The sequence below is a fragment of the Terrimonas ferruginea DSM 30193 genome (assembly GCF_000425585.1).
GTDB lineage: Bacteria > Bacteroidota > Bacteroidia > Chitinophagales > Chitinophagaceae > Terrimonas > Terrimonas ferruginea.
In genome coordinates, this window is record NZ_AUDS01000008.1 from 30,993 (window position 1) to 53,134 (window position 22,142).

The window sequence follows — 22,142 nt, forward strand, 5'->3', positions numbered from 1 at the left end:
CATGGAACCGATCAGAATATTTTATGTGGAAGACGAAGTGTTTCTGGGCAAAATTGTCAAGGAAAGCCTGGAAAGCCGCGGGTTTGAAGTGGTAATGGAAGCCGATGGCGGACGGGCAATGGAGGTGTTTGCCGGCAGCCGGGCCGATATCTGCGTGCTCGATATCATGCTGCCCAACAAAGATGGCTTCGCCATTGCAGATGAAATACGTCAGCTCAATGAAGACATTCCCATCATTTTCCTGACGGCAAAGACGCAAACAGAAGATGTGATAAAAGGATTTTCTGTCGGTGGCAACGATTATATCCGCAAGCCCTTCAGCGTGGAAGAACTGATCGTACGCATACAGCATGCTTTACGCCGGCGCGTAGATGCACCCGCGCAAACCTCTTCCGATTCGGTCGCTATCGGGAAATTTCATTTTCACCTCAACCGGCAGGTACTTTCCAACAATACGGCAGAACGAAAACTTTCCTATCGCGAAAGCGAATTGTTACGCTTGCTGTACGAACACCGCGACCGCGTGATCGACCGCCGCGACGTACTCAATCTGCTTTGGGGCAACGACTCCTTTTTCAACAGCCGCAACCTGGATGTATACATCACCAAACTGCGCAGTTACCTGCGGGAAGACCCCAGCCTCGAGATCATTACCATAAAAGGAATCGGCTATCGCTTTGTAACCGGTTAGCGGATACTGAAACTCAGCACTTGCTTTAGACCGTTGCTTTTGTATCTTTAAAACATGGCAAACAGTGCCGGCACCTAAGCGACCGCTAAACTAAAACAACCTGCTAATGTCTTCCAACAAACTGTTATACGGTATTTTTATACTGGTGGTCGCCTGGTTTGCCTTAATAGCGCAATGGATTATCACCATATTCGGGCTTGTTGACTTTCTCAGTTTCTTTACGGTGCAAAGTAATCTGATGGTGGCCGTCTGCCTTAGTTTTTCACTTTTACTGCCACGTTCAAAGCCCGGCATTTTCTTCGCAAAAAGCAGCGTGCAGTCGGCAATCGCCTTATATATATTTATTGTCGGGCTTGTTTATAATACACTGCTCCGGGGCCTTGCAGACTATACAGGGCTTCAATGGGTCCTGGATAACCTGCTGCATGTGGCGGTGCCGATCTTGTTTGTCATCTATTGGTTTCTGTTCACGCCGCGCACCTTTTTCCGGTGGAGCCAATGCTTGTACTGGCTGATATACCCTTTCTTTTATACACTTTATTCGATGATAAGAGGTTCCATTGTGCATTGGTACCCTTATCCTTTCCTCAATGTGGATACGCTTGGCTATGCACAGGTATTCATCAATATGTTTTTTATATTGGGGGCATTCAGTATAGCCGGGCTGATCATCATTGCCATCAACCGTTCGGCCGGAAAAGGCCGGATTATTTCCAATTGAATTAATACCAGGCTGATGCTGCAATAGCATAAAAGCTATCTTTGGGTAATGAAGCGCAAGACCTTCCGCAATACCGTATTTCTTTTTATCGTTGGCGTCATTCTGGCGTCCTTTATTACAAGGCCGGGGCTTAACGATTTCACTGCTTACCTGGAAAAAAGCGGCCAGCTAAAAAGTCCGCCCTCGATCGAACATAGTAGCAGTGGCCTGTATTCCACCTTCACCGTTACTTATTTTGAGCCTGTTGCCGATACTGTCGCCGGTGGCGGGAGCAAGATCGTAGCCGTGCCCGCACGCAAAGAAAGTTATATCGGATTCCTGGGACGATTCTGGAAACAATGAGCAACAGACAGGTTTATATTCCTGGTCAACTCTTTACCGGCGACAACTGGTTGAGCGGTCATGCCGTGGTTACAACCGGCACTGAAATAACTGCCGTCATTCCCGCAAACCTTCTTCCTGACGATGCAGTTGTGACAAAACTGCCGGATATTTCCATGGTGCCCGCCTTTATCGATGTGCAGCTTTATGGTGCATCAAAACGATTACTATCTGCTTACCCGGATACAGAAAGTCTTTCCCTATTGAATGAAAGCAACCGCCGTGGTGGCACGGCATTATGTCTTCCTACCATCGCCACCAATACACAGGAGGTTTGCCTGAAAGCGATCGATGCGGTGAAAGCCTACCATGCTGCAGGCGGAGAGGGCATTTACGGTCTTCATCTTGAAGGTCCGTGGCTGCATCCCTTGCGCAGGGGTGCGCATATTGAATCGCTCATTCATCCGCCAACAGAAGATGAAGTTGCCCGCCTGCTTGATTATGGCGCTGAGGTGATCAAAATGATCACGCTGGCACCGGAAGTTTGCACGGAGCCTATTATCCGGCGTTTGCTCGACGCAGGCATCGTTCTTTCTGCCGGACACAGCAACGCTACTTATGCCGAGGCTGTCAACGGTTTCAGCCAGGGCATCAGCGCTGTCACGCATTTATTCAATGCCATGAGTCCGCTTCATCACCGGGAACCCGGATTGGCGGGCGCCGCAATGGACGACAAACGGATCATGTCGGGCATCATTCCCGATGGTTATCATGTGGATTATGCCGCAGTGCGTATTGCCAAAGCTGCAATGGGCGAACGGCTCTTTGCGATCACGGATGCCGTTACCGAAACGGATCAGGGACCTTATCAACATACACCTGCGGGCGATAAATATGAAGCGGCAGGTATTCTCAGCGGTTCTGCCCTCACCATGGAAAAATGTCTGCACAACCTGGTAACGCATGTACACCTCGCTGAGAGCGAAGCGCTGCGTATGTGTTCATTGTATCCTGCGCGCGTACTGCGGCTTGATTATAAACTCGGCAAAATTGAACCGGGCTATAAAGCGTGTTTTACTTTATTGGATAAGGCGCTGCATGTGAAGGAAGTGATCGGCTTTGCCTGATTATCTGGTATAATGAAGCGCTATACACCCTGATTTGAGCGTTTTCGACTCAGCAAGTTTCAATGGTAACTTTTCCGGCAGGCTCACATTGTCGAACAACCGTCTGCCTTCCCCCACGATCAGTGGCTGCACCATAATACGGTACTCATCGATCAGGTCAAGCTCCATCAGTTGCGAAGGGAGATCGACTCCGCCGAGCAGCATGTCTCCACCTTCTTCCTCTTTAAGTTTAAGTATCGCTTCCCACAGGTCGGTATTAATAATGTTTGTTTTCGGATCGTCTGCTTTCTCCAGCGTACGCGAAAACACAATGATTTTTTTAACGGAAATAAATGCTTCCGCAAACTCGCTCATTGAGTCGGCGGGGCCGGTATGATTTTTTGCCACATCGGGCCAGAACGGGACCATCAGCTCATAGGTCTTGCGTCCGTAAACAAACACATCCACTTCGCGCAGCAGATCCGCGAAATAGGTATGTACATCTTCACCGGCCATTCCTTTGGTGTGATCACAACAGCCATCGAGGGTAATATTTATCGAATAGATTAGCTTCCGCATACGAAATGATTTATTGTTCCTTCCAAATTAATCCGCTCTTGTATTCCGGCAAAAAGAAAAGAGGCCGACCCGGAAATTATCCGGACCAACCTCTTTCCCTTCGAGAGCCTCAGGACCCGAATATTCGGGACCACCCTTCGGGAGCCTCAGGGAACACCCTTCGAGAACCTCAGGAGCGCCTTCGGGAGCCTCAGGGCCCGAAGATTCGGGCCACCATTCGAGAACCTCAGGGTCAATTTCTCAGCGGCACCGTTGTCTCGATACCCTGACCAAGCACACGTACATATACATAGCCGCGTGCGCCGATGGCAGGAACGGTTACTTCGGCCCGGTTGCGTCCCTGTACAGCCGTGGCATTGTACTGTCCGAGGAACTGACCTGTGGCCGAGTAGAAACGGAATTGAACCTGTTGTGCCACAGGACTATTAAATTCCGCAGTTACTTTCCTTGACGCCGGAATTTCGGTTGGATACAATTTAAATCTATTCAAAGGAGGCAGCTTCACTTCTATCACCTGAGAGTACTCAAAACGGCCGAGCGCGTCAACCATACGAAGACGGTAGAAGACCGAACCATTTTGCCAGTTGGGACTTGCATCTTCGTAAGTATAAGAGCGCGGGGTATTGCTATTGCCCGATGCCGCCACGGTACCGATGGTACTGAATGTTGTGGCATCGATGCTGCTTTGCACTTCAAAACTGCTGCTGAACAATTCCGCCGAAGTTGACCAATTGAGCAACGATGTCTGGCTCTGCGTCAGCGCCGCGGTAAAATTCAGTAGTTGAATGGGTGAAGGGATGTACGTATTGTAGGTAATAAGACCAAGCGTAGCGTTATCGGTTTTATGGAAAATAGTGGCCTCCACGCCTGTTGCATCACCTACGCCCCAATAGTTGTTTTGTGCCATGATCGGATCAGATGAATTGTTGTACACACTGATGCCGGGCGTGGTATTGTTGGTATTGCCGATGAAATAGTTTTTGCCATCATCGGTTGTATCGGCATTATTGAGGTTACCGAGATTAGGCTGAGGACCGGTGAGTGTGGCGCCGGAGCCTACGATGGTAATACCCCACAGGTTATTCTTGAAGATATTGCCCGTGATGATTGTGTTCTGTTTGCTGCTGGCGCTGCCGCCGCTCAGGCTGATACCGCTACCGCCTGTGTTGGAGTTGCCTTCGATATTATTTCCATCAATAACATTGTAGCTGACCAGCGCGTTAACGTTGGCACCACCATTCAGGAACACACCGTAGCGGTTGCCGCGGATCAGGTTGTTGGATATAACAGCGTAAGTATTTCCCAAAGGAAGAAAGCCAATGCCACCTGTCATAACGGAGCCGGCATCGAGGATCTGGCAGTTAAGAATCTTAACCGTGTCGTCACCGGCGCTGGTAGCACCAAGGTTGATCTGCGGAACGTTCTGCCCAGCCGTACCATTCCCCCGGAATGTACAACCGATCATTTTCGGCGCATTGAAGATGTTGGCACCACCCTGGATCGCCGCACGTTTGTTATCGATAAAACGGCTGTTGGTGATCATGGGGCTGGAGCGGAAAAGCGCTATTGCGCCATTGCCGAAAGAAGTAGAACTGCTGTTGTTGTTATAGCGGAACGTACAGTCGTCGATCCTGATGTGTGAATCGGACAGGCGGCACGATACGGCATATTCGAACGTCAGTTTTTTAAGCGACGTGTTGTTGCTGGTGTCGATACGCATCCCTAAAAATCCGGTCGCAGGATCCTGCGCGGTGAACGTAACACCGGTGGGCGGATTCACGATGAGCGTTGCGCCACCTCTGACCCACAAAAAAGTGTTGGGTGCAAACCGCACGTTGGCATTTTGTGCAATGTTGAGAATATCCGTCTTGCGGATCTCAACGGTGTCGTTGATGATGTAATCGGTACCGTTGAAGGTAACAATGCCTCCAGAAAGACTAACAAGATCCGTGAGGGTAAGTGTAACACCTGTACCAGGCGTTACAAAGTTTGCTTTGCTTTGAAGCAGAAAGGAAAAAAGAAAAAGGCAGAGTAAAGTTTTTCTCATAATAACGATGATTTTGACAGACAAAAAAAGATTACCCGGACCTGGCCGGCCTCCGGTATGGACAATAGATGACGGCTTCATCCGAATGCGTGATGAAGATACAGAATCACCTCAACTCTGAATGAGTACAATAAACACAATACAAGTGCTTGTATGTCTTACATCGTTTTACAAATAACCCAAAGGCTTATTGCCGCAATAAAAATCCATACCGACGTGCCCATCAGCAACGGCCGCCAACCCGCTCTGCGCAAGAGTTTTGGCGTAAGCGAAGCGCCTACCCAAAACAATGTAACAACCAACAACCGGTGACACACCGCTACAATGTCTTTGGTAAAAAAATCAGGCAGCGGCAGCCAGGCGTTTAACAAAACCGCAACCGCAAAAACCAGCATAAACCATGGCACGCGTAAACTTTTGAGGGTGCGGTGTTTTATCCAACCTATGCCAGCCGTCAACGGGATGATCCACAATGCACGTATCAGTTTAACGGTTGTCGCTATCTGCAAAGCAACCATTCCATACTTCTGTGCGGCGCCCGCAACAGAACTCGTATCGTGTATGGCAATAGCTGCCCAGAAACCAAACTGCTCCTGCGTCAATGATAACAGTTGTCCTATCCAGGGAAAAACCACCAGTGCTATTGCGTTCAAAATAAACACCGTGATCAGGGCAACGGCGATCTCCTCTTCACGCGCTTTAATAACCGGCGCCGTGGCCGCTATAGCGCTTCCCCCACAAATAGCCGTGCCTACAGCAACCAACGCCGTTGTACGTTTTGGAAGATGAAACAGACGTCCGGCAAACCATCCGGCTGCCAATGTCACCACTACTGATCCTGCAGCCAGCCACCAGCCTGCTGCTCCGGCTTGCAAGGCAGCCGTAACCGGCACACCGAAACCAAGACCCGCAACAGATATCTGCAAAAGCAAACGCGTGATCCCGGCACTGTGCTGTTCAAAAGGATGGCCCGCAATTGAAACAATGAAAATACCCGCGAGCAAAGCAACCGGTGCAGACACGAAAGGAAAAAGACAACAAAGCAAACCTGCGGTAAAAAGAAAATGGTTCCGTTTCATGTTGCAAAATTGCAACGACCCTGCCGCATAGCCCTATACACATTTGTTATGCGTGATCACTTTCTGTTATAACGTTTGCGGATAAACTGAAGTAGTGTGGCAGACAAACCGGAAGGCTTGCCCTGGAGGTGAACAAAATAGAAAGTACGTGGGACAGACCATCCTTTCACCGGAATGATCCGGAATTCTTTCCCGGCCAGTTCCGGCTGCAAAGCTGCTACCGGCACGATGCCGAGGCAATTGGTATGACGCAGAAAAGATTTAATACCTTCCGTACTGCCGATATGCATTACAAGGTTCATGTTGTCGAGCCGCATATCATGCGATGCCAGTGCATGCTCCACCACTTCCAGGCTACCGGAGCCACGTTCCCGCAACACCAATGGCAAAGCGGCCAGTTGTTTCAGCGACAGGGAAACCTGTTTGGCCAAAGGTTGTTGTGTATGCGCAACGACTACCAGTTCATCTTCCCGGAAAGCTGTGTACCGGAGTTGGGTGTTTCTTGTTTTGCCTTCTACAAAACCGAGCTCGATCTTTTTATCTAGCAGTGCGGCTTCTATTTGTTGCGTATTGCCGTTGAGTAACGAAAGCTTTACATCGGGATAAGCCTGATAAAATCCGGCAAGCATCGAGGGCAACACGTATTGCCCGATCGTGGTGCTGGCGCCGAGTTGCAGGGCGCCGGCAAAGCGCTGACGAAGCTGGTTGATATCGAAATCGATCTGTTTGTAGATGTCAGACACGCGTCCCGCATGTGCGAGCAGAATATCGCCTGCCTGCGTAAGTTGAACGCGGTTGGCTTTGCGTTCAAATAAACTAACGCCCAGTTCTTCTTCCAGTTCGCGGATATGCCGGGTAACGGCAGGCTGTGTGATGAAAAGTTCTGCTGCGGCTTTGGTAAAGCTGAGATGAGCGGCTACGGCCTGAAACACTTTTAAACGGAAATCGCGCATACGGGAAGGTAAGTTAAACAGCCGCCCGATACTTCGGGCAGAAGCTTCGGCCATAGGTATTAGGTAATAAGTATTAAGTAATAAGTATTAAGTAATAAGTATTAAGTTAAAACAGCCTTTAGTGCTTTGTTAAACGTAATGGTGGCGCGAGATATAAGTTGGCGCCCTTGTTGGTCTCCGGACCAACGGGCAAGCGCCAGGTTGCTTTGACAGGTTAAAGTCAACTTCGTACATAACGCAACGACAGGTTTTAAAATCTTCCGAACATTTGTGGTGTCTCAATGCTGGTTCGTGAAAACACGAACCAGGGATACAAAATATATTCACCATTCACTTATTGACTTATTGCCCTGTTCACCTGCATAAGCACCTCCTGCATTTTCTCAGGCTGCCGTGTACCCAACGTGAGGCGGCTGCCGGATTTTTTCACCAGATGGAGACCGGTCTTGCCACCCAGTGTATAAACGGTACCGTGGCCTGTCAGCCGCCATCCGTATCCGACAAAGCCATAGTCGAGCATTTCTGCCTTTTTCAGATCAGACCAGCGGATGAAATGGAATTTTTTTCTGAACGGACTCCAGCGATAGTACACGCCTTCGCGCGTCAGTTGTGTCTCTAAAAAACAAAAATGAAAAAGCAATAAAAGGGAAAGAGGAAGCAGGGCGCCGGCGATGAGTAAACCATCCGTTGCGGGTTTGTCGCCAAAAGGTTTCCCCAAAACAAGTTGCTGAAAGATGCCGTAGGCGAACAACAGAGTCAACCCCAATAACAGCACATAAAAAGGAATAGTGTGACGGCCGCGGAAGTATTGTTTTTCCCTGAACAATATTGGTTCCATAGTTGACAATAAGTTATAAGTGCTAAGTGGTAAGTTATAAGTAAACAGCCGGTAGAAGCCCGAAGTATCGGGCGTAAGGAGGGAACGAAAAGCATTGACCATTGACCATTCACTATTCACCATTCACCATTCACTATTCACCATTCACCTATTAACCGCTGCCTCTTCTTCCTTCTTCCATTGTTTTTCCATTACAAACGTACCGAATGGAATGATGGAGGCGACAAAGGCTTTCAGTATCCAGCCCCAGCTTTTTTTATACTCGCGTTTTACTTCGAGTGCCATTATACCGAAAGCCACGAACAGCACACCGTGCAGCCCGCCCACAATGGTTACTGCCTTAGGCATATCCGCCCAGTATTTCAAAGGCATGGCGATCAGCAAAAGCACGAGAAAAGAAACTCCTTCTGCCCAACCAATTTTTCTGAACCAGCTAAATGATTTTGCATCGGGTTGAGGACTTTGTGTTCCTGTCATGAGAAATGTTTGTCAATAGTAAATATTTTTTGCGGGGCCGGCGCGTCTATTTCACGCAAAGGCGCTTAAGGAGCAAAGGCGCAAAGAACAGCGATACCCCACACCTTACACCTTATCCCTTATCCTTATGCCTCAGTAGTCGACCACCTGCTCCACAATCGTCTGTGGTATCTCGCGCCATTCGTACTGCTGATTGCGGAGTTGCGGCTCAAAGCCGGCTTCGCGGATCGCATCCTGGATGGTTTTATAGGTAAAACGGTGAGGTGCGCCGGCGGCACTTACCACATTTTCTTCGATCATGATACTGCCGAAGTCGTTGGCTCCCGCATGCAGGCACAGTTGTGCCGTTTGCTTACCAACCGTCAGCCAGCTTGCCTGGATATTTTTCACATTCGGCAGCATGATGCGGCTGAGCGAGATCATGCGGATATATTCGTCGGGAGTGGTCAGGTTGTGAACGCCGCGGATCCTTGCCAGTAATGTGTCCACATCCTGGAAGGTCCAGGGAATGAATGCCAGGAAACCTTTGGCATGTTCGGGTTTCCGGCTTTGCACTTCGCGGATGCTAACCAGGTGTTCGAAGCGTTCTTCGATCGTTTCCACGTGTCCGAACATCATGGTGGCAGAAGTGGTGATATCCAGTTTGTGTGCTTCGTGCATCACATCCAGCCATTCCTGCGCGCCACATTTCCCTTTGGAGATGAGGCGGCGTACGCGGTCGGTCAGTATTTCGGCGCCGGCACCGGGCAGGCTGTCGAGGCCCGCTTCTTTAAGGGCTGACAATACTTCGTGGTGGGTGCTTTTTTCAAGTTTGGTGATATGTGCGATCTCGGGCGGCCCGAGTGCGTGCAGTTTTACATGCGGAAACTCCTGCTTCAATTGGCGGAAGGTATCGGCATAGAATTGTAATCCGAGTTCGGGGTGGTGACCGCCCTGCAGCAGCAATTGATCGCCGCCGTACCGGAGTGTTTCTTCAATTTTCCGGCGATACGTGGGCATATCGGTAATGTAGGCATCCGCATGACCCGGTATTCTGAAAAAGTTGCAGAATTTACAGTTGGCAATGCACACGTTCGTGGTGTTCACATTACGATCTATCTGCCAGGTTACTTTTCCGTGCGGCACCTGTTTTTTGCGCAGCTCATCAGCGATGTACATCAGATCGGCCAGCGGTGCATGGTGATACAGATATACGCCTTCCTCAACGGAAAGGAAGCCGAAGCCGGCAGCTTTCTTATAAAGTTCTTCCAATTGCATAAACGGGATTATCGGCTGCAAAGTTATACCATGTAAAACAAAAGGACGTCAGAAAGGTTGCGTAGCTGCCGTCCGGCGGGCATTATTTGCCGTCGGTTGATGACCCGGGGCCGGGCGGGGGAAAAAGCTTAAATTGAGTATGCCTGTCAAAAAACGGTTACCACATGCCGGCGCGATTGCTTTACCTGCTTATGTTTCTTGGGCTTAACTGGCCCTGTAGCCCCGTGGCTGCACAGGAGGAGTTTGTGGAACCACCAGCCCGTTTCCTCAGCCGCACGCCTATCGGACTTTTCACCGGCGGCGTGGTGGTGCTCAGAGCCCGGCTCGAACCTTTCACCGACACACTTAGTTTTATTTTCGACACCGGCAGCAGTGGCATTTCGCTGGATTCGTCTACGGCAGTTTATCTCGGCCTGCAGCCCGGCCCGCCCGAAAAAACGATCCGCGGCATTGCCGGTATGAGAAGAGTCGGTTTCCTGCACAACCGCAGCCTCACCCTCGACGACCTTACTATCGACAGCCTGAATTTTCATGTCAACGATTATAGTATCCTTACCGAAGTGTACGGCGAAAAGATCGATGGCATCATCGGTTATTCCATCCTCAGCCGGTACATCTTACAGATCAATTACGACAGCCTGTTCATTGACTTTTACAGCCCGGGAATAATCCGCTATCCCAGGGGCGGCACCCTTTTCAAACCACAGATCAACAATCTTCCGCTGATCACGGCCCGCGTCCGCGACGAACGCCCGATCAACTCCCGTTTTTTATACGATGTAGGCGCGGGATTATGTGTCCTCTTTTCCTCCGACTTCATCAAGGACAGCACCCTGCTCGGACGCAAGCGGAAGTTTTATCCCAAACAAGGCGAAGGCGTTGGCGGCAAGATCGATATGCAAATGACGCTGCTCAAAGAGTTCCGGCTCGGCCCCTACCGCTTCCGGCGCGTGCCGGTTTATATTTTTGATGATGAGAACAACGTAACGTCGTATCCGCAATTGGGCGGATTGATCGGCAACGACCTGCTGCGGCGGTTCAACTGCATTCTTAATTACCCTAAAAGAGAGTTTTACCTCATCCCCAATACGCATTTCAAAGAACCATTCGACTATGCGTATTCCGGGCTTGAACTTTATCTCATCAATGGCGTCATAACGGTCGGCGATGTGGCGCCGGGCTCACCCGCGGACAGGGCGAAAATCAAGGAAGGTGACCATGTACTGGCCATCAACAATAATTTTTCCCAGAACCTTAACCAGTATAAAGTGGCCTTGCAGGCGACAGGTCAGCACATCAAATTATTGCTTCGCCGGAACGGGCAACTCATCACGGTGGAGTTCACGATAAAGCGGATCCGGTAGGCCGGGCTTCTTTTTTTTACCTCATTTTTTCCTCCCATCTTTGTCGCTGCGCAGGCCGCAACCCGCTACCGGCGCGTGTCTAAATGTTGCTTTTTATGAAAAAACTCCTTCTGCTTGCCTTCACCGCCCTCACTGCAATCGTGGCCTGGTGCCAGGGCAGCGAGACCTTTATCAACATTCCCACCAACCAGGGCAACTATGCCCTTCGTCAATGGACGGGCGACAACGGACTTCCCTGGTCTGCCACTGACTCCCGCACAGACCAATGGGCCACAGCCAGCGGCAATAAAGCCATCTGCTATCGCAATGGCATCGTTTCGTGCGATGGCATCCCCGGAGGCATCGGCTCCCTTACTTTTCGTCACCGCCTGCCTTTTGACGCCAACGCAAGCATCCAGGTTTGGGTGAATAATTCACAAGTCGGAACAGCTGCCGTCACCGGCACGTCCCAATCAACAACGATATCAGGTATCAATATCGCCGGCAATTTCAAACTGGAATTCCGCAATGCCTCGACCACTACACGTATTGCATTGGATGATGTGGTATGGACGGGCTACGCGGCACAGGCCTGCACCACTCCCACAGCACAACCACAATCACTCATTTTCAATTCCGTTACGCAAAACAGTATCGCCGCTTCTTTTACCGCAGCTTCACCCGCCGCAGATCAGTATCTCGTGTTGATGAGTACGGCACCTTCGCTGACCGGCTTTCCCGTTAACGGCAATATTTATTCCACGGAAGATGTAATTGGCAATGCAGTAGTGGTGGCCAACAGCAGCACCACTTCTTTTACCGTAAATAGCCTGAGTCCCGCCACTGCTTATTACTTTTTTGTTTTCGCACTTAATAATCAAAATTGCTCCGGGGGTCCGCTTTATCTTACCACGACTCCCCTGAGCGGCAATATAACGACCAGTGCACCGCCGGTTTGTGCCACACCGGCAGCAGGTCCGGGTTCACTTACCTTGAATGCCACTGCCAGTACGGTGAGCGGCAGTTTTGCTGCCGTTGCAGGTGCTGATGGTTACCTGGTGGTGCAAAGTTCTTCCGCAACATTGGGTGCCATACCCGCGGCTATGACAAGTTATGCTCCGGGTTCTGCGTTTGGCAGCGGAACAGTTGTGAAGTTTGGCGCAGGCACCAGTTTCACGGCCACCGGCCTCAGCCCCAACACCCCTTATTATTTCTTCGTATTTGCGGTAAGCGGCTTCAGTTGCACCGGCGGACCTCTTTACAATACCACTTCAGGTAACGGCACCATCTCCACCAATGACAACACCACCGGTGAACCTGCGGGTTATTATTCCACCACTACCGGTAAAACCTGTGAGGCATTGAAAACCGAACTTTCCACGATCATCACCAGCGGCCACTCTCCGCGCACTTACGGCGATCTCTGGACACAATACCTGAGCACGGATGTCATTCCTAATCCTGCCGGTGCCGGCAACGTGATCTGGGATATGTATTCCTTCAAAGCCAATGGCACGGCCAACTATTACTATACGCCGGGCAGCGATCAATGTGGCCAATACGACAGTGAAGCCGATTGCTATAACCGCGAACACAGCTTCCCCGCAAGCTGGTTCAACGATGCCGCACCCGCGATCACCGATTATCATCATATTTTCCCGACTGATGGCTGGGTCAATAACAAGCGGTCCAATCACAAATACGGTGTGGTGGCCTCCGCCAGTTATACTTCGTCCAACCTTAGCAAACTTGGCACTTCTGCCACTGCCGGCATCAACGGAGAAGTATTTGAACCAATTGATGAGTACAAAGGGGATGTAGCGCGCGCTTATCTCTATATGGTCACCCGCTATGAAACCAACCTCAGCACCTGGAAAAATTACAACACCGAAGGCGCCGCAACGTTGACAGCGGCCACTTTCCCCGGCGTGGAAATAAATTACCTGCGGCTGATGATCAAATGGCACCGGCAGGATCCGGTAAGCAACAAAGAAATTGTCCGCAACAACGGCGGATACAATTTCCAGGGAAACCGCAACCCGTATGTGGATCATCCGGAATTTGTGGACCTTGTCTGGAACAATACCTGCACGGGACTCGGCGCGCTGCCCGTAGATATTCTGTTGTTCTCCGGTAAACTAACCGGCGATAAAATTGTTTTAACATGGGAAGTTGATAATGAACGCAATCTTTCCCGTTATGAGGTAGAAAAAAGTTTCAACGGCACAAGCTTTACGTTCATCGGCCAGGTATCGGCTACCGGCCTGCCTGCTTATCATTTTACCGAGTCGGTTCAGGCTTTTCGCGGAAGAAGAGTATTTTACCGCCTCAAAAAAGTAGACAGGGACGGCCGCTTCACGTACAGCGAAGTTTTCACCGTTCATATTCCGGCTGTCAACAAAATGAGCGTTTATCCCAATCCTGCCCGCCATACCCTGAGCGTGCAATTGACAGAAAACGTCAATACCCCGGTTGAGATAAAACTGACCGACATGACTGGCCGCCTGCAAATGCAGATGAACTACCAGGCAGAAGCCGGACTGATCAACATTCCGCTGACAAAGATCAACAGCGGATTATACCTGCTCACCGTGCGCAACGGTGAGCAGCAATACACACAAAAAGTAATAGTAGATAAAATACATCCATGATACAATTTGATCGATTTACACTTTCCAACGGGCTTCGCGTAATCGTACACCAGGATACGTCCACGCCGATGGCCGTGATGAACGTGATGTACGACGTGGGCGCACGCGATGAAGATCCGGACCGCACCGGCTTTGCCCATCTTTTTGAACACCTCATGTTCGGAGGCTCCGTGAACATTCCCGATTACGACGAGCCATTGCAAATGGCCGGCGGAGAAAACAACGCTTACACCACAAACGATCTCACCAACTATTATATCACCCTGCCGTCGGAAAACCTGGAAACAGCTTTCTGGCTCGAAAGCGATCGCATGCTGTCGCTGGCTTTTGATGAAAAAAGCCTGGAAGTACAACGAAAAGTAGTTTGCGAAGAATTCAAAGAACATTATCTCAACAAACCTTACGGAGATGTGTGGCACACGCTGCGCAGCGTGGCTTATAAAGAACATCCTTACCGCTGGATGACCATCGGGGAAAAACTGGCCCACATCGAAGACGCAAAACTCGAAGATGTAAAAGCCTTTTTCTTTAAACATTACCGTCCGCAAAACGCGGTGCTGGTGGTTGCCGGAAACGTAACGACCGAACAGGTAAAAACATTGACAGAGAAATGGTTTGGTGATATCCCCGCCGGGGATAAATATGAACGCCACCTGCCGCAGGAGCCCGAACAAACCGAAGCGCGCAAGAAAGAAATGCATGCGGCCGTTCCTGTCGATGCATTCTACAAATGCTGGCACATGGCTTCACGTCTCGACAAGCGTTATTACATCGCTGATCTGCTCACCGACATTCTCGGAGGTGGCGCTTCCAGCCGGTTGTATCAATCGCTGGTAAAAGAACAACGGTTGTTCAGCAATATCGAGTGTTTTCATTTCGGCAGCACCGATGCCGGCCTCGCCTGCATCAGCGGAAAGCTGGTAAAAGGTGTAACGATGGAGCAGGCAGAAAAAGCGGTAGAGGCAGAACTCGAGAAAATGAAAACGGCTACGGTTTCCGACACTGAACTCCAGAAAGTGAAGAACAAAACCGAAAGCATGATCGCTTTCGAAGACATGAGCGTGATGAGCCGCGCGGGCAGCCTCGCTTATTATGAAATACTCGGCGATGCCGCACTCATGAACCAGGAGCTCGACAGATACGCTGCCGTAACCGCTGCCGATATTCTGCAGGAAAGCAGGATCCTGTTCCGCCCCGAAAACAGCAGCACGCTTTATTATTACGCCAAACAGTAAGTTACCTTTCAATCAACAACATGCCAGACAGATCCATAGCTCCCGTAATTGTAGATGCCGTCGATTTTAATCCCAAACTGCAACCCTGCGAAAAATGGACGCTTAAAAACGGAGTAGAAGTTTATAGTGTAAATGCCGGTGCCGAAGAACTCATGTCGCTGGAACTCGTCTTTTATGCAGGCAACTGGTTTGAAGAGAAAAACCTCGTAGCGGCCACTACCAATTTTTTATTGAAAAATGGTACCCGCCAGCGCAATGCCTTCCAGATAAACGAACATTTTGAATATTACGGCGCGCATCTCAGCCGCGCCTGCTACAATGAAACGTCCACGCTTTCCCTGCACACACTTACCAAACACGTCCGCGAGCTGCTGCCCGTTGTACGCGAACTGGTGACCGACGCGCAAATGCCGGAAGAAGAATTATCCATCTACCAGCAAAACATGAAGCAGCGACTGAAAGTGAACCTTCGCAAAGCCGATTTTGTAGCCGGACGCCTGATCGATGTATACCTTTTCGGAGAAGAACATCCCTATGGCCGTTATACCAGAGATGAAGATTTCGACACCCTGAACCGCGAGGAGCTGTTGCAATTCTATCGCCGGTATTACCAGCAGGGACGTTTTATTATTTTCGCCGCAGGCAAATTGCCATCCGACCTCGAAGCATTGCTCAATGAGTACTTCGGTGATCTGCCTACGCAGCCTGTGACCCTTCCCACACACGCGTTGCAACCGGCAACCGAAAAAAAATACCGCATCAGCAACGATCCGGATGGTGTACAGGGCTCTATCCGCATCGCGCGCGAATTCCCGAATCGTCATCACCCCGATTTTATCCGCGTGCAAACGCTCAACAGTTTATTCGGCGGCTTCTTCGGATCGCGGCTGATGAGCAATATCCGTGAAGACAAGGGTTATACCTACGGCATTCACAGTTACCTGCTCAACCACATTCATGATTCTGCGTGGATGATCAGCACCGAAGCAGGTAAAGAAGTTTGCGAAGCCACCATTGCGGAAGTATACAAGGAAATGAAGGAACTGCGCGAAGTAGCGGTAGATGATGAAGAACTGTCGCTGGTTAAAAACTTCATGATCGGCAGCATCCTCGGCGACCTGGACGGACCTTTCCAGATCATCGGCAGGTGGAAAAATCTTATCCTCAACGGACTCGACGATCAGTATTTCTATAAATCCATTGAAACGATCAAAAGCATCACGCCGCAGGAATTACAGGAACTGGCCAACCGCTATCTCGTAGAGAAAGATTTTTATGAACTGGTAGTGGTATAAGGTTATTTACCTTCTGTGCTGATGATTGGCAATTTCTCTTCTGCATTGCGCAGACGTTTACGCAAAATACCTTTGGGATTAAACCGCTTTGCAACCGTAAGGCGGTAATTTCCCGTGGAAACAATATAGCGGTAATCATCCGTTGCACTGCCAACAGACACGCGGTTTCCAAACCACGAAATATTGGCGGTCCACGTATCGCTGTTATAGCCCACTACCGCACGGAAAATAAGGTTGGGGCTGAAGGTCACGCGTGTACGGCTTGTATTGTCCTCTTCAAATTCTTTAATGAAACTGAGGTCGCCATTGACAGTAGCGGAGCCTGTAAGGAAGAAATGTTTTTTCAGTACCCAGGTGTAAGCATAGCCGGCACCTGGTCCTACTTCCCAGAAACGCGCCTTGCGCACGTCCTGCTGCGGAAACACATCGGCATATTCCGAAGGCACCAGCGCACTGTCGCCGCGGATAGTGCCATAATATACTTCACCACCTAACAGGAAGGAACCTGCTGATTTTTTCTGCCATTCATTTTGCAAAAATGCGGCGCGGTAAGAAAATTGACGGGAGTTGAACAGACGGTACAGCGCACCACCGATCATCTGTACTTTCAGATCGGGTCGCGTATAATAAGCCTCATCCGGAGCCGCCGCCTTTCCTTTCGGCCGCAGGTAGTAGCCTTTGTAAAATTGTCCGAATATATCGCCGACCCATTTGCGTGCATAAATGTGCGATTGCAGGTCGAGGGAACGCGTTTTGCCTTTGTCTTTATTGTCCGGATCCACGAAACGCAGGGGAACGCCCACGTTCAATGTGAGGATGCCGTAGGTCACGCCCACGCCCGCATTCAAAGCATTATTGGGTTGATAGTGCAGCGTCCGGTTGTTATCGGTATTGCGAAGGCGAAGACTGGTATATTTCTGTGAAAAGAATACCCGGCCGGTGATGAGCTTAGGATAGGTCTGGTAATAGCTGCTGTCGAATGGCACGGGTTTGCGGCGTTGCGCAGAAACAGACATCGGCGTCGAAAGGGCCATTATCAGCAGGACCGACGTAAAAACGAAAAGCAAACAGGCTCGGGATTGTTGCATAGTGTAAACATAAAGCAAAAAACTATGCCGCATCTGCAGCAACGCGCTACCCAATGAGAGTACCCGCAATAACCTGCGAAAAATGGTTGGTTAAGCGGAATATTTTCCCCGCTCCGTAAAGCCCACGCCCTTTTACGTTAATTTTACCCGCAAAGCATGTTTCCATGAATTTCGACCGGAAGGATCTCTCCAAAGAACAATTGCTCGACATATACCGGAAGCTGTTATGGCCCCGGATGATAGAAGAAAAAATGCTCGTCCTGCTGCGCCAGGGAAAAATCAGCAAATGGTTCAGTGGTATCGGCCAGGAGGCCATTGCCGTTGGCGCTACCATGGCGCTGGATAAAGATGAATGGATCATGCCGTTGCACCGCAACCTCGGCGTATTCACCACCCGCGATATGCCGCTCGATAAACTGGTAAAACAATGGCAGGGCAGCCGCGACGGGTACAGCAAGGGCCGCGAACGCAGTTTCCATTTCGGCAATAAAGAGCATCATATCTGCGGAATGATCTCCCACCTCGGTCCGCAACTCGCTATTGCAGATGGTGTGGCATTGGCACATAAACTCCGTCAGGAATCTAAAGTATCACTGGCCTTCACCGGCGAAGGCGGTACCAGCGAAGGCGACTTCCACGAAGCGCTCAACGTGGCCGCCGTCTGGGACCTGCCCGTCATTTTCCTCATAGAAAATAACGGCTACGGACTGAGTACGCCTACAAGCGAACAATACCGCTGCATCAGCCTCGTTGACCGGGCCAAAGGCTACGGCATGGAAGGCGTGCAGGTAGATGGTAACAATATTCTGCAGATGTATGATACCATCCGCGGTGTGCGCGACTATTGCATTAAACACCAGAAACCTTACCTGATCGAAGCCATCACTTTCCGCATGCGCGGACATGAAGAAGCCAGCGGCACCAAATATGTACCGCCGCATCTCTTCGAATTATGGAAACAAAAAGACCCGGTCGATAATTTTGAGCAATACCTGGTCGCAGAAGGCGTATTGACGGAAACACTCCGCGATGAAATCCGTCAGGGATTCCGCGAGAAAATAGAAAGCGAATTGGTAAAAGGTTTCGAAGCACCGCCGATGCCCGTGGATGAAGAGGAAGAAGTAAATGATGTATATGCGGAGTCCGCACCCGGTGCACGTGTACTCGATCATTCCGGCATGGAAGACGAACCGTCTACCGAACTCCGGTTCATCGATGCTATCCGCCAGGGATTGCAGCAATCGATGGTTAAGCACCCGAATCTCGTGTTGATGGGACAAGACATTGCCGAATACGGAGGCGCCTTCAAGATCACCGAAGGCTTTGTACAGGAATTTGGTAAAGAACGCGTACGTAATACGCCCATCTGTGAAAGCGCCATCGTTGGTGCAGCATTGGGTTTAAGCCTGGAAGGACATAAGGCCGTTATGGAAATGCAATTTGCAGATTTTGTAACCGTAGGCTTTAACCAGATCGTCAACAACCTGGCGAAAATCCATTATCGCTGGGGACAAAATGCGGATGTGGTTGTGCGGATGCCTACGGGCGGTGGTGTGGGCGCAGGTCCTTTTCACAGCCAAAGCAATGAGGCCTGGTTTGTGCACACACCCGGATTGAAAATAGTATACCCTTCCACCCCTGCCGACGCAAAAGGATTGCTGATCGCCGCGATCAATGATCCCAACCCTGTTTTATTCTTTGAACACAAAGCACTTTACAGAAGTGTGAGCGGGCAGGTTCCGGATGAAATATATGAAGTGCCGATCGGTAAAGCACGCCAGGTAAGAAGCGGCGACGAGATCAGCATCATCACCTATGGAAGTGGCGTACACTGGGCGGAAGACTATGCAGCCGAACATCCCGAAATATCGATCGACATTCTCGATCTCAGAACATTACTGCCATTGGATTATACGGCCATCCGCGACGCGGTGCGCCGCACGGGCCGCGTGTTGCTGCTGCACGAAGACACACTCACCGGTGGCATTGGCGGAGAAATAGCGGCGTGGATCGCCGAGCACTGTTTCAAATGGCTCGATGCACCCGTGATGCGTTGCGCTTCGTGGGACACACCTATCCCCTTCAATATAGAACTGGAAAAAGGATTCATGGCCAAATCACGCCTCGGCGAAAGCATCGAAAAATTGTTGAACTACTGATCAATTCTTTCCCTGCGCCAGTAACCAACCGGCGATCGCCTGTGAAATCTCGTGCCGGCAAAGCCTGTCCAGCCAGAAGTATTCGCCGGCGGCATTGACCTCGAGGAAATAATAATTATCCTGCGGATCGATGATGATGTCGATAGCGCCATACTCGATTTGGAGAATGGACATGAGCCGCAATAATTTTTGGTGAATCTCTTGAGGCAAAGCAAAAGGTTCCCATTTGTCGATGAGTGCCACACCTTCCTTGCGCCAATCCAATTTGGCTTCTTCGTTTTGCTGCGAGTCAACACCGAAGGCAAAAACCTTTTCCCCGATTATCGTGATACGCAATTCTCTTTTCTTTTCAATTTTTTCCTGGAATACCATCGGGCAATACTGCACGGACTCGAGGTCATCGGCATCAGCGGCCTCGAGTTGATTGGTAAATACCACATGCTCCGTTTTTTCTTTATAAATAGCAAAAGAGCTTTGCATTTTGGTAATCACGGGGCCACCCACGCGATCCATGAACGCGCGGATATCATTTGCATCATTGCTGATGCAGGTGGCAGGAATCATCAAACCCACTTCGCGGGCCACCAATAGTTGTTGTTCCTTGCTATCGAGGCGTCGATAGGTTGCGGGTCGGCCGAGTGTATAGCAACGCAGCCCTTCGATCATACCAAAAATCGTTTGCCGTATCTCGCCAACGGCGGCCTGGTAAAACTCGCGGTCCAGGATGTCTTTCAGGTCACCCGTGATATTGTAGGCACGACGGAACCAAGCGGCGTGCAGGGACTCAAGCTCGTGCGCCACGCCGTCGGTATGCAGGGTTATTTTCCAATCACCGTCAACATAAGAGGTGGTCAGTGTATGATGTAACGGATAAAGGTCTACGTTGAAGCGTACCACTTCTGCGCCGGCTTCTTCCAGGAATCTCGTTACGTGTCCGATGCATTCGTTATCACGGCTATGGGTGACAATTAAAATTTTCTTTTTACTCATATTACTTTTTTTATAAAGGCTGAAGGTATAAGGTGTAAGGCCCGACACTTCGGGCTAAGGTATAAGTTGGCACCCTTAATGGTCTCCCAGTTAGCGCCCTTGTTGGTCTCCCGACCAACAAGCAAGCCTCAGGTTTTTTTGATAGGTTAAGGTCCACTTCGTACACAACGCAAGGATGAGCAGGTCAGTTGGTCTGGAGACCAACGGTGGCGTGATGCAGGATGACAGGTTTTAAAATCTTCCGAACACTTGTTGGTCGGAGACCAACAAGGGCCTCTCCCCGATCCTTACGCCTTATACCTTACGCCTTCCACCTTCTCCATCAATAAATCTGCAATTGTTTCAGCGATCGGATAATGCAGATCGCGTTGCAGCATACCCCATTCGCCCTGCGGATTTACTTCCAGAAAAACATATTCGCCATCCGGCTGGCGAATGATATCGATGGCGCCGAAAGATAATTGCAGGGATTGCATCAGCGCATGTAATTTTTCTTTTAACGGACCAGGCAACTCATAGGCCTGCCACCGGGATGCTCCTGTATGCGTGCGCCAGTCGGTGGTAGCCGAGCCATCCCCGTATTGCGAAGCAACAATGGCTGTATCGATACGACCGGTAAAAAAACGGCCGGCGATATATACTACGCGCAATTCATAAGCCTTGTTGATGGCCTGCTGAAAAATCATCGGGCAGTAAATCAGCGATTGCAATCCCGCAAGGTCTGCTTCCTGCAAAAAGGTTGCCGGGAAAAAAGCACCGCGCCCATGCATATTGCGTTGCAGTCCGCCGTGCAGTTTCATGATCACCTGCCCGTTGTGGCGATGATAAAAATCACGGACAGCCTGTTCGTCGCTGGTGAACAACGTATCAGGAACAACAAGGCCGGCTGCTCTTGCTTTCTGCAATTGATACATTTTCCGGTCTATCACATATTGAGCATGATGAAAATCGTTGATCCATGGACGGTCTTTCAATTCATCCACCAGCAATTGCCATACGGTATTATATTCCTGCCGATAGATGGCGAGAAAATCTTCGTCGAGTGCTTCGGGCGTATCGAGGTGCCAGATCTTGCGGTACCATACGGCTTTTACCTGTGAGAGATCGACTATTGCTCCGCCTGCAGACGTCAATATCATTTTGCGAGGCTGACCTTTTTCATCGGAATATGCAAAACGGTAGCCGGTAGCCAGTTGGTCGGTATCCAGCCGGAAGCAGGGAATATGGCGGCGTTCGAGATATTCTTTGAAAATATCGATCGTATAGGTGTCTTGTGAATGCGTGATGTAAAGGATCATAAAGGGGCAGCCGT

At 50.1% G+C, this 22,142-nt stretch carries 19 protein-coding genes; 9 read left to right on the forward strand and 10 right to left on the reverse strand.

What is annotated here, in order from left to right:
* Nucleotide 1: 1 nt before the first annotated feature.
* The 4 genes from H608_RS0100105 to nagA all read left to right on the forward strand — a co-directional run bounded on the left by H608_RS0100105 (nucleotide 2) and on the right by nagA (nucleotide 2,860).
* A complete protein-coding gene (locus tag H608_RS0100105; protein ID WP_028785883.1) occupies nucleotides 2–691 on the forward strand; it encodes a response regulator transcription factor in 690 nt (229 codons plus the stop codon).
* Nucleotides 692–797: 106 nt separating this feature from the next.
* Nucleotides 798–1,412 carry a Pr6Pr family membrane protein gene (locus H608_RS20675; protein WP_051267861.1) on the forward strand — a complete coding sequence of 205 codons (615 nt, stop codon included), beginning with the start codon at nucleotides 798–800 and terminating at the stop codon, nucleotides 1,410–1,412.
* Nucleotides 1,413–1,460: 48 nt separating this feature from the next.
* Nucleotides 1,461–1,754 carry a hypothetical protein gene (locus H608_RS0100115; RefSeq protein ID WP_028785884.1) on the forward strand — a complete coding sequence of 98 codons (294 nt, stop codon included), beginning with the start codon at nucleotides 1,461–1,463 and terminating at the stop codon, nucleotides 1,752–1,754.
* Nucleotides 1,751–2,860 (forward strand): N-acetylglucosamine-6-phosphate deacetylase, encoded by a 1,110-nt coding sequence (nagA, locus tag H608_RS0100120; RefSeq protein ID WP_028785885.1) that lies wholly within the window; start codon nucleotides 1,751–1,753, stop codon nucleotides 2,858–2,860. The genes H608_RS0100115 and nagA overlap by 4 nt, the downstream gene beginning before the upstream one ends.
* Here nagA and H608_RS0100125 read toward each other — a convergent pair whose 3' ends face one another.
* From H608_RS0100125 to mqnC, 7 genes are all read right to left on the reverse strand, one after another.
* Nucleotides 2,861–3,418, reverse strand: a complete 558-nt coding sequence (locus H608_RS0100125; protein ID WP_028785886.1) for a dihydrofolate reductase family protein — start codon at nucleotides 3,416–3,418, stop codon at nucleotides 2,861–2,863.
* A 232-nt stretch (nucleotides 3,419–3,650) separates the two neighbouring features.
* Nucleotides 3,651–5,465 carry a right-handed parallel beta-helix repeat-containing protein gene (locus H608_RS0100130; RefSeq protein WP_028785887.1) on the reverse strand — a complete coding sequence of 605 codons (1,815 nt, stop codon included), beginning with the start codon at nucleotides 5,463–5,465 and terminating at the stop codon, nucleotides 3,651–3,653.
* Nucleotides 5,466–5,623: 158 nt separating this feature from the next.
* Entirely contained in the window at nucleotides 5,624–6,544 is a 921-nt protein-coding gene (locus H608_RS0100135) for a YeiH family protein (RefSeq protein WP_038006550.1), read from the reverse strand.
* Between the two features lie 56 nt (nucleotides 6,545–6,600).
* Complete coding sequence (locus H608_RS0100140) at nucleotides 6,601–7,497, reverse strand: LysR family transcriptional regulator (RefSeq protein ID WP_028785889.1); 897 nt, start codon at nucleotides 7,495–7,497, stop codon at nucleotides 6,601–6,603.
* A gap of 334 nt (nucleotides 7,498–7,831) precedes the next feature.
* Entirely contained in the window at nucleotides 7,832–8,335 is a 504-nt protein-coding gene (locus H608_RS23245; RefSeq protein ID WP_051267862.1) for a hypothetical protein, read from the reverse strand.
* Nucleotides 8,336–8,479: 144 nt separating this feature from the next.
* Entirely contained in the window at nucleotides 8,480–8,812 is a 333-nt protein-coding gene (locus H608_RS0100150; RefSeq protein WP_051267863.1) for a DUF3817 domain-containing protein, read from the reverse strand.
* A gap of 132 nt (nucleotides 8,813–8,944) precedes the next feature.
* A complete protein-coding gene (mqnC, locus tag H608_RS0100155) occupies nucleotides 8,945–10,069 on the reverse strand; it encodes a cyclic dehypoxanthinyl futalosine synthase (protein WP_028785891.1) in 1,125 nt (374 codons plus the stop codon).
* Between the two features lie 164 nt (nucleotides 10,070–10,233).
* On the opposite strand from mqnC, the gene H608_RS0100160 reads away from it, so the two are divergent.
* The 4 genes from H608_RS0100160 (at nucleotide 10,234) to H608_RS0100175 (ending at nucleotide 16,593) form a co-directional block, all read left to right on the forward strand.
* Complete coding sequence (locus H608_RS0100160; protein ID WP_038006553.1) at nucleotides 10,234–11,433, forward strand: aspartyl protease family protein; 1,200 nt, start codon at nucleotides 10,234–10,236, stop codon at nucleotides 11,431–11,433.
* Between the two features lie 95 nt (nucleotides 11,434–11,528).
* Nucleotides 11,529–14,063, forward strand: coding sequence for an endonuclease (locus H608_RS23250; protein WP_051267865.1), 2,535 nt, complete (start codon nucleotides 11,529–11,531; stop codon nucleotides 14,061–14,063).
* Nucleotides 14,060–15,298 (forward strand): M16 family metallopeptidase, encoded by a 1,239-nt coding sequence (locus H608_RS0100170; RefSeq protein ID WP_028785893.1) that lies wholly within the window; start codon nucleotides 14,060–14,062, stop codon nucleotides 15,296–15,298. Before H608_RS23250 ends, H608_RS0100170 begins: the two co-directional genes overlap by 4 nt.
* Before the next feature lie 20 nt (nucleotides 15,299–15,318).
* The gene (locus H608_RS0100175; RefSeq protein ID WP_028785894.1) at nucleotides 15,319–16,593 is read left to right on the forward strand and encodes a M16 family metallopeptidase; all 1,275 of its coding nucleotides are present in this window, start codon (nucleotides 15,319–15,321) and stop codon (nucleotides 16,591–16,593) included.
* A 2-nt stretch (nucleotides 16,594–16,595) separates the two neighbouring features.
* Here the strand turns inward: H608_RS0100175 and H608_RS20690 are convergent, their stop codons facing one another.
* Nucleotides 16,596–17,681 carry a DUF4421 domain-containing protein gene (locus tag H608_RS20690; RefSeq protein ID WP_162142826.1) on the reverse strand — a complete coding sequence of 362 codons (1,086 nt, stop codon included), beginning with the start codon at nucleotides 17,679–17,681 and terminating at the stop codon, nucleotides 16,596–16,598.
* A 164-nt stretch (nucleotides 17,682–17,845) separates the two neighbouring features.
* On the opposite strand from H608_RS20690, the gene H608_RS0100185 reads away from it, so the two are divergent.
* Nucleotides 17,846–19,840: an alpha-ketoacid dehydrogenase subunit alpha/beta gene (locus tag H608_RS0100185; RefSeq protein ID WP_028785895.1), complete on the forward strand. Its 1,995-nt coding sequence runs from the start codon at nucleotides 17,846–17,848 to the stop codon at nucleotides 19,838–19,840.
* Here the strand turns inward: H608_RS0100185 and H608_RS0100190 are convergent, their stop codons facing one another.
* Together H608_RS0100190 and H608_RS0100195 are read right to left on the reverse strand one after the other, a co-directional pair.
* A complete protein-coding gene (locus H608_RS0100190; RefSeq protein WP_028785896.1) occupies nucleotides 19,841–20,830 on the reverse strand; it encodes an MvdC/MvdD family ATP grasp protein in 990 nt (329 codons plus the stop codon).
* A 287-nt stretch (nucleotides 20,831–21,117) separates the two neighbouring features.
* Nucleotides 21,118–22,128, reverse strand: coding sequence for an MvdC/MvdD family ATP grasp protein (locus H608_RS0100195; protein ID WP_028785897.1), 1,011 nt, complete (start codon nucleotides 22,126–22,128; stop codon nucleotides 21,118–21,120).
* Between the last annotated feature and the right edge of the window lie 14 nt (nucleotides 22,129–22,142).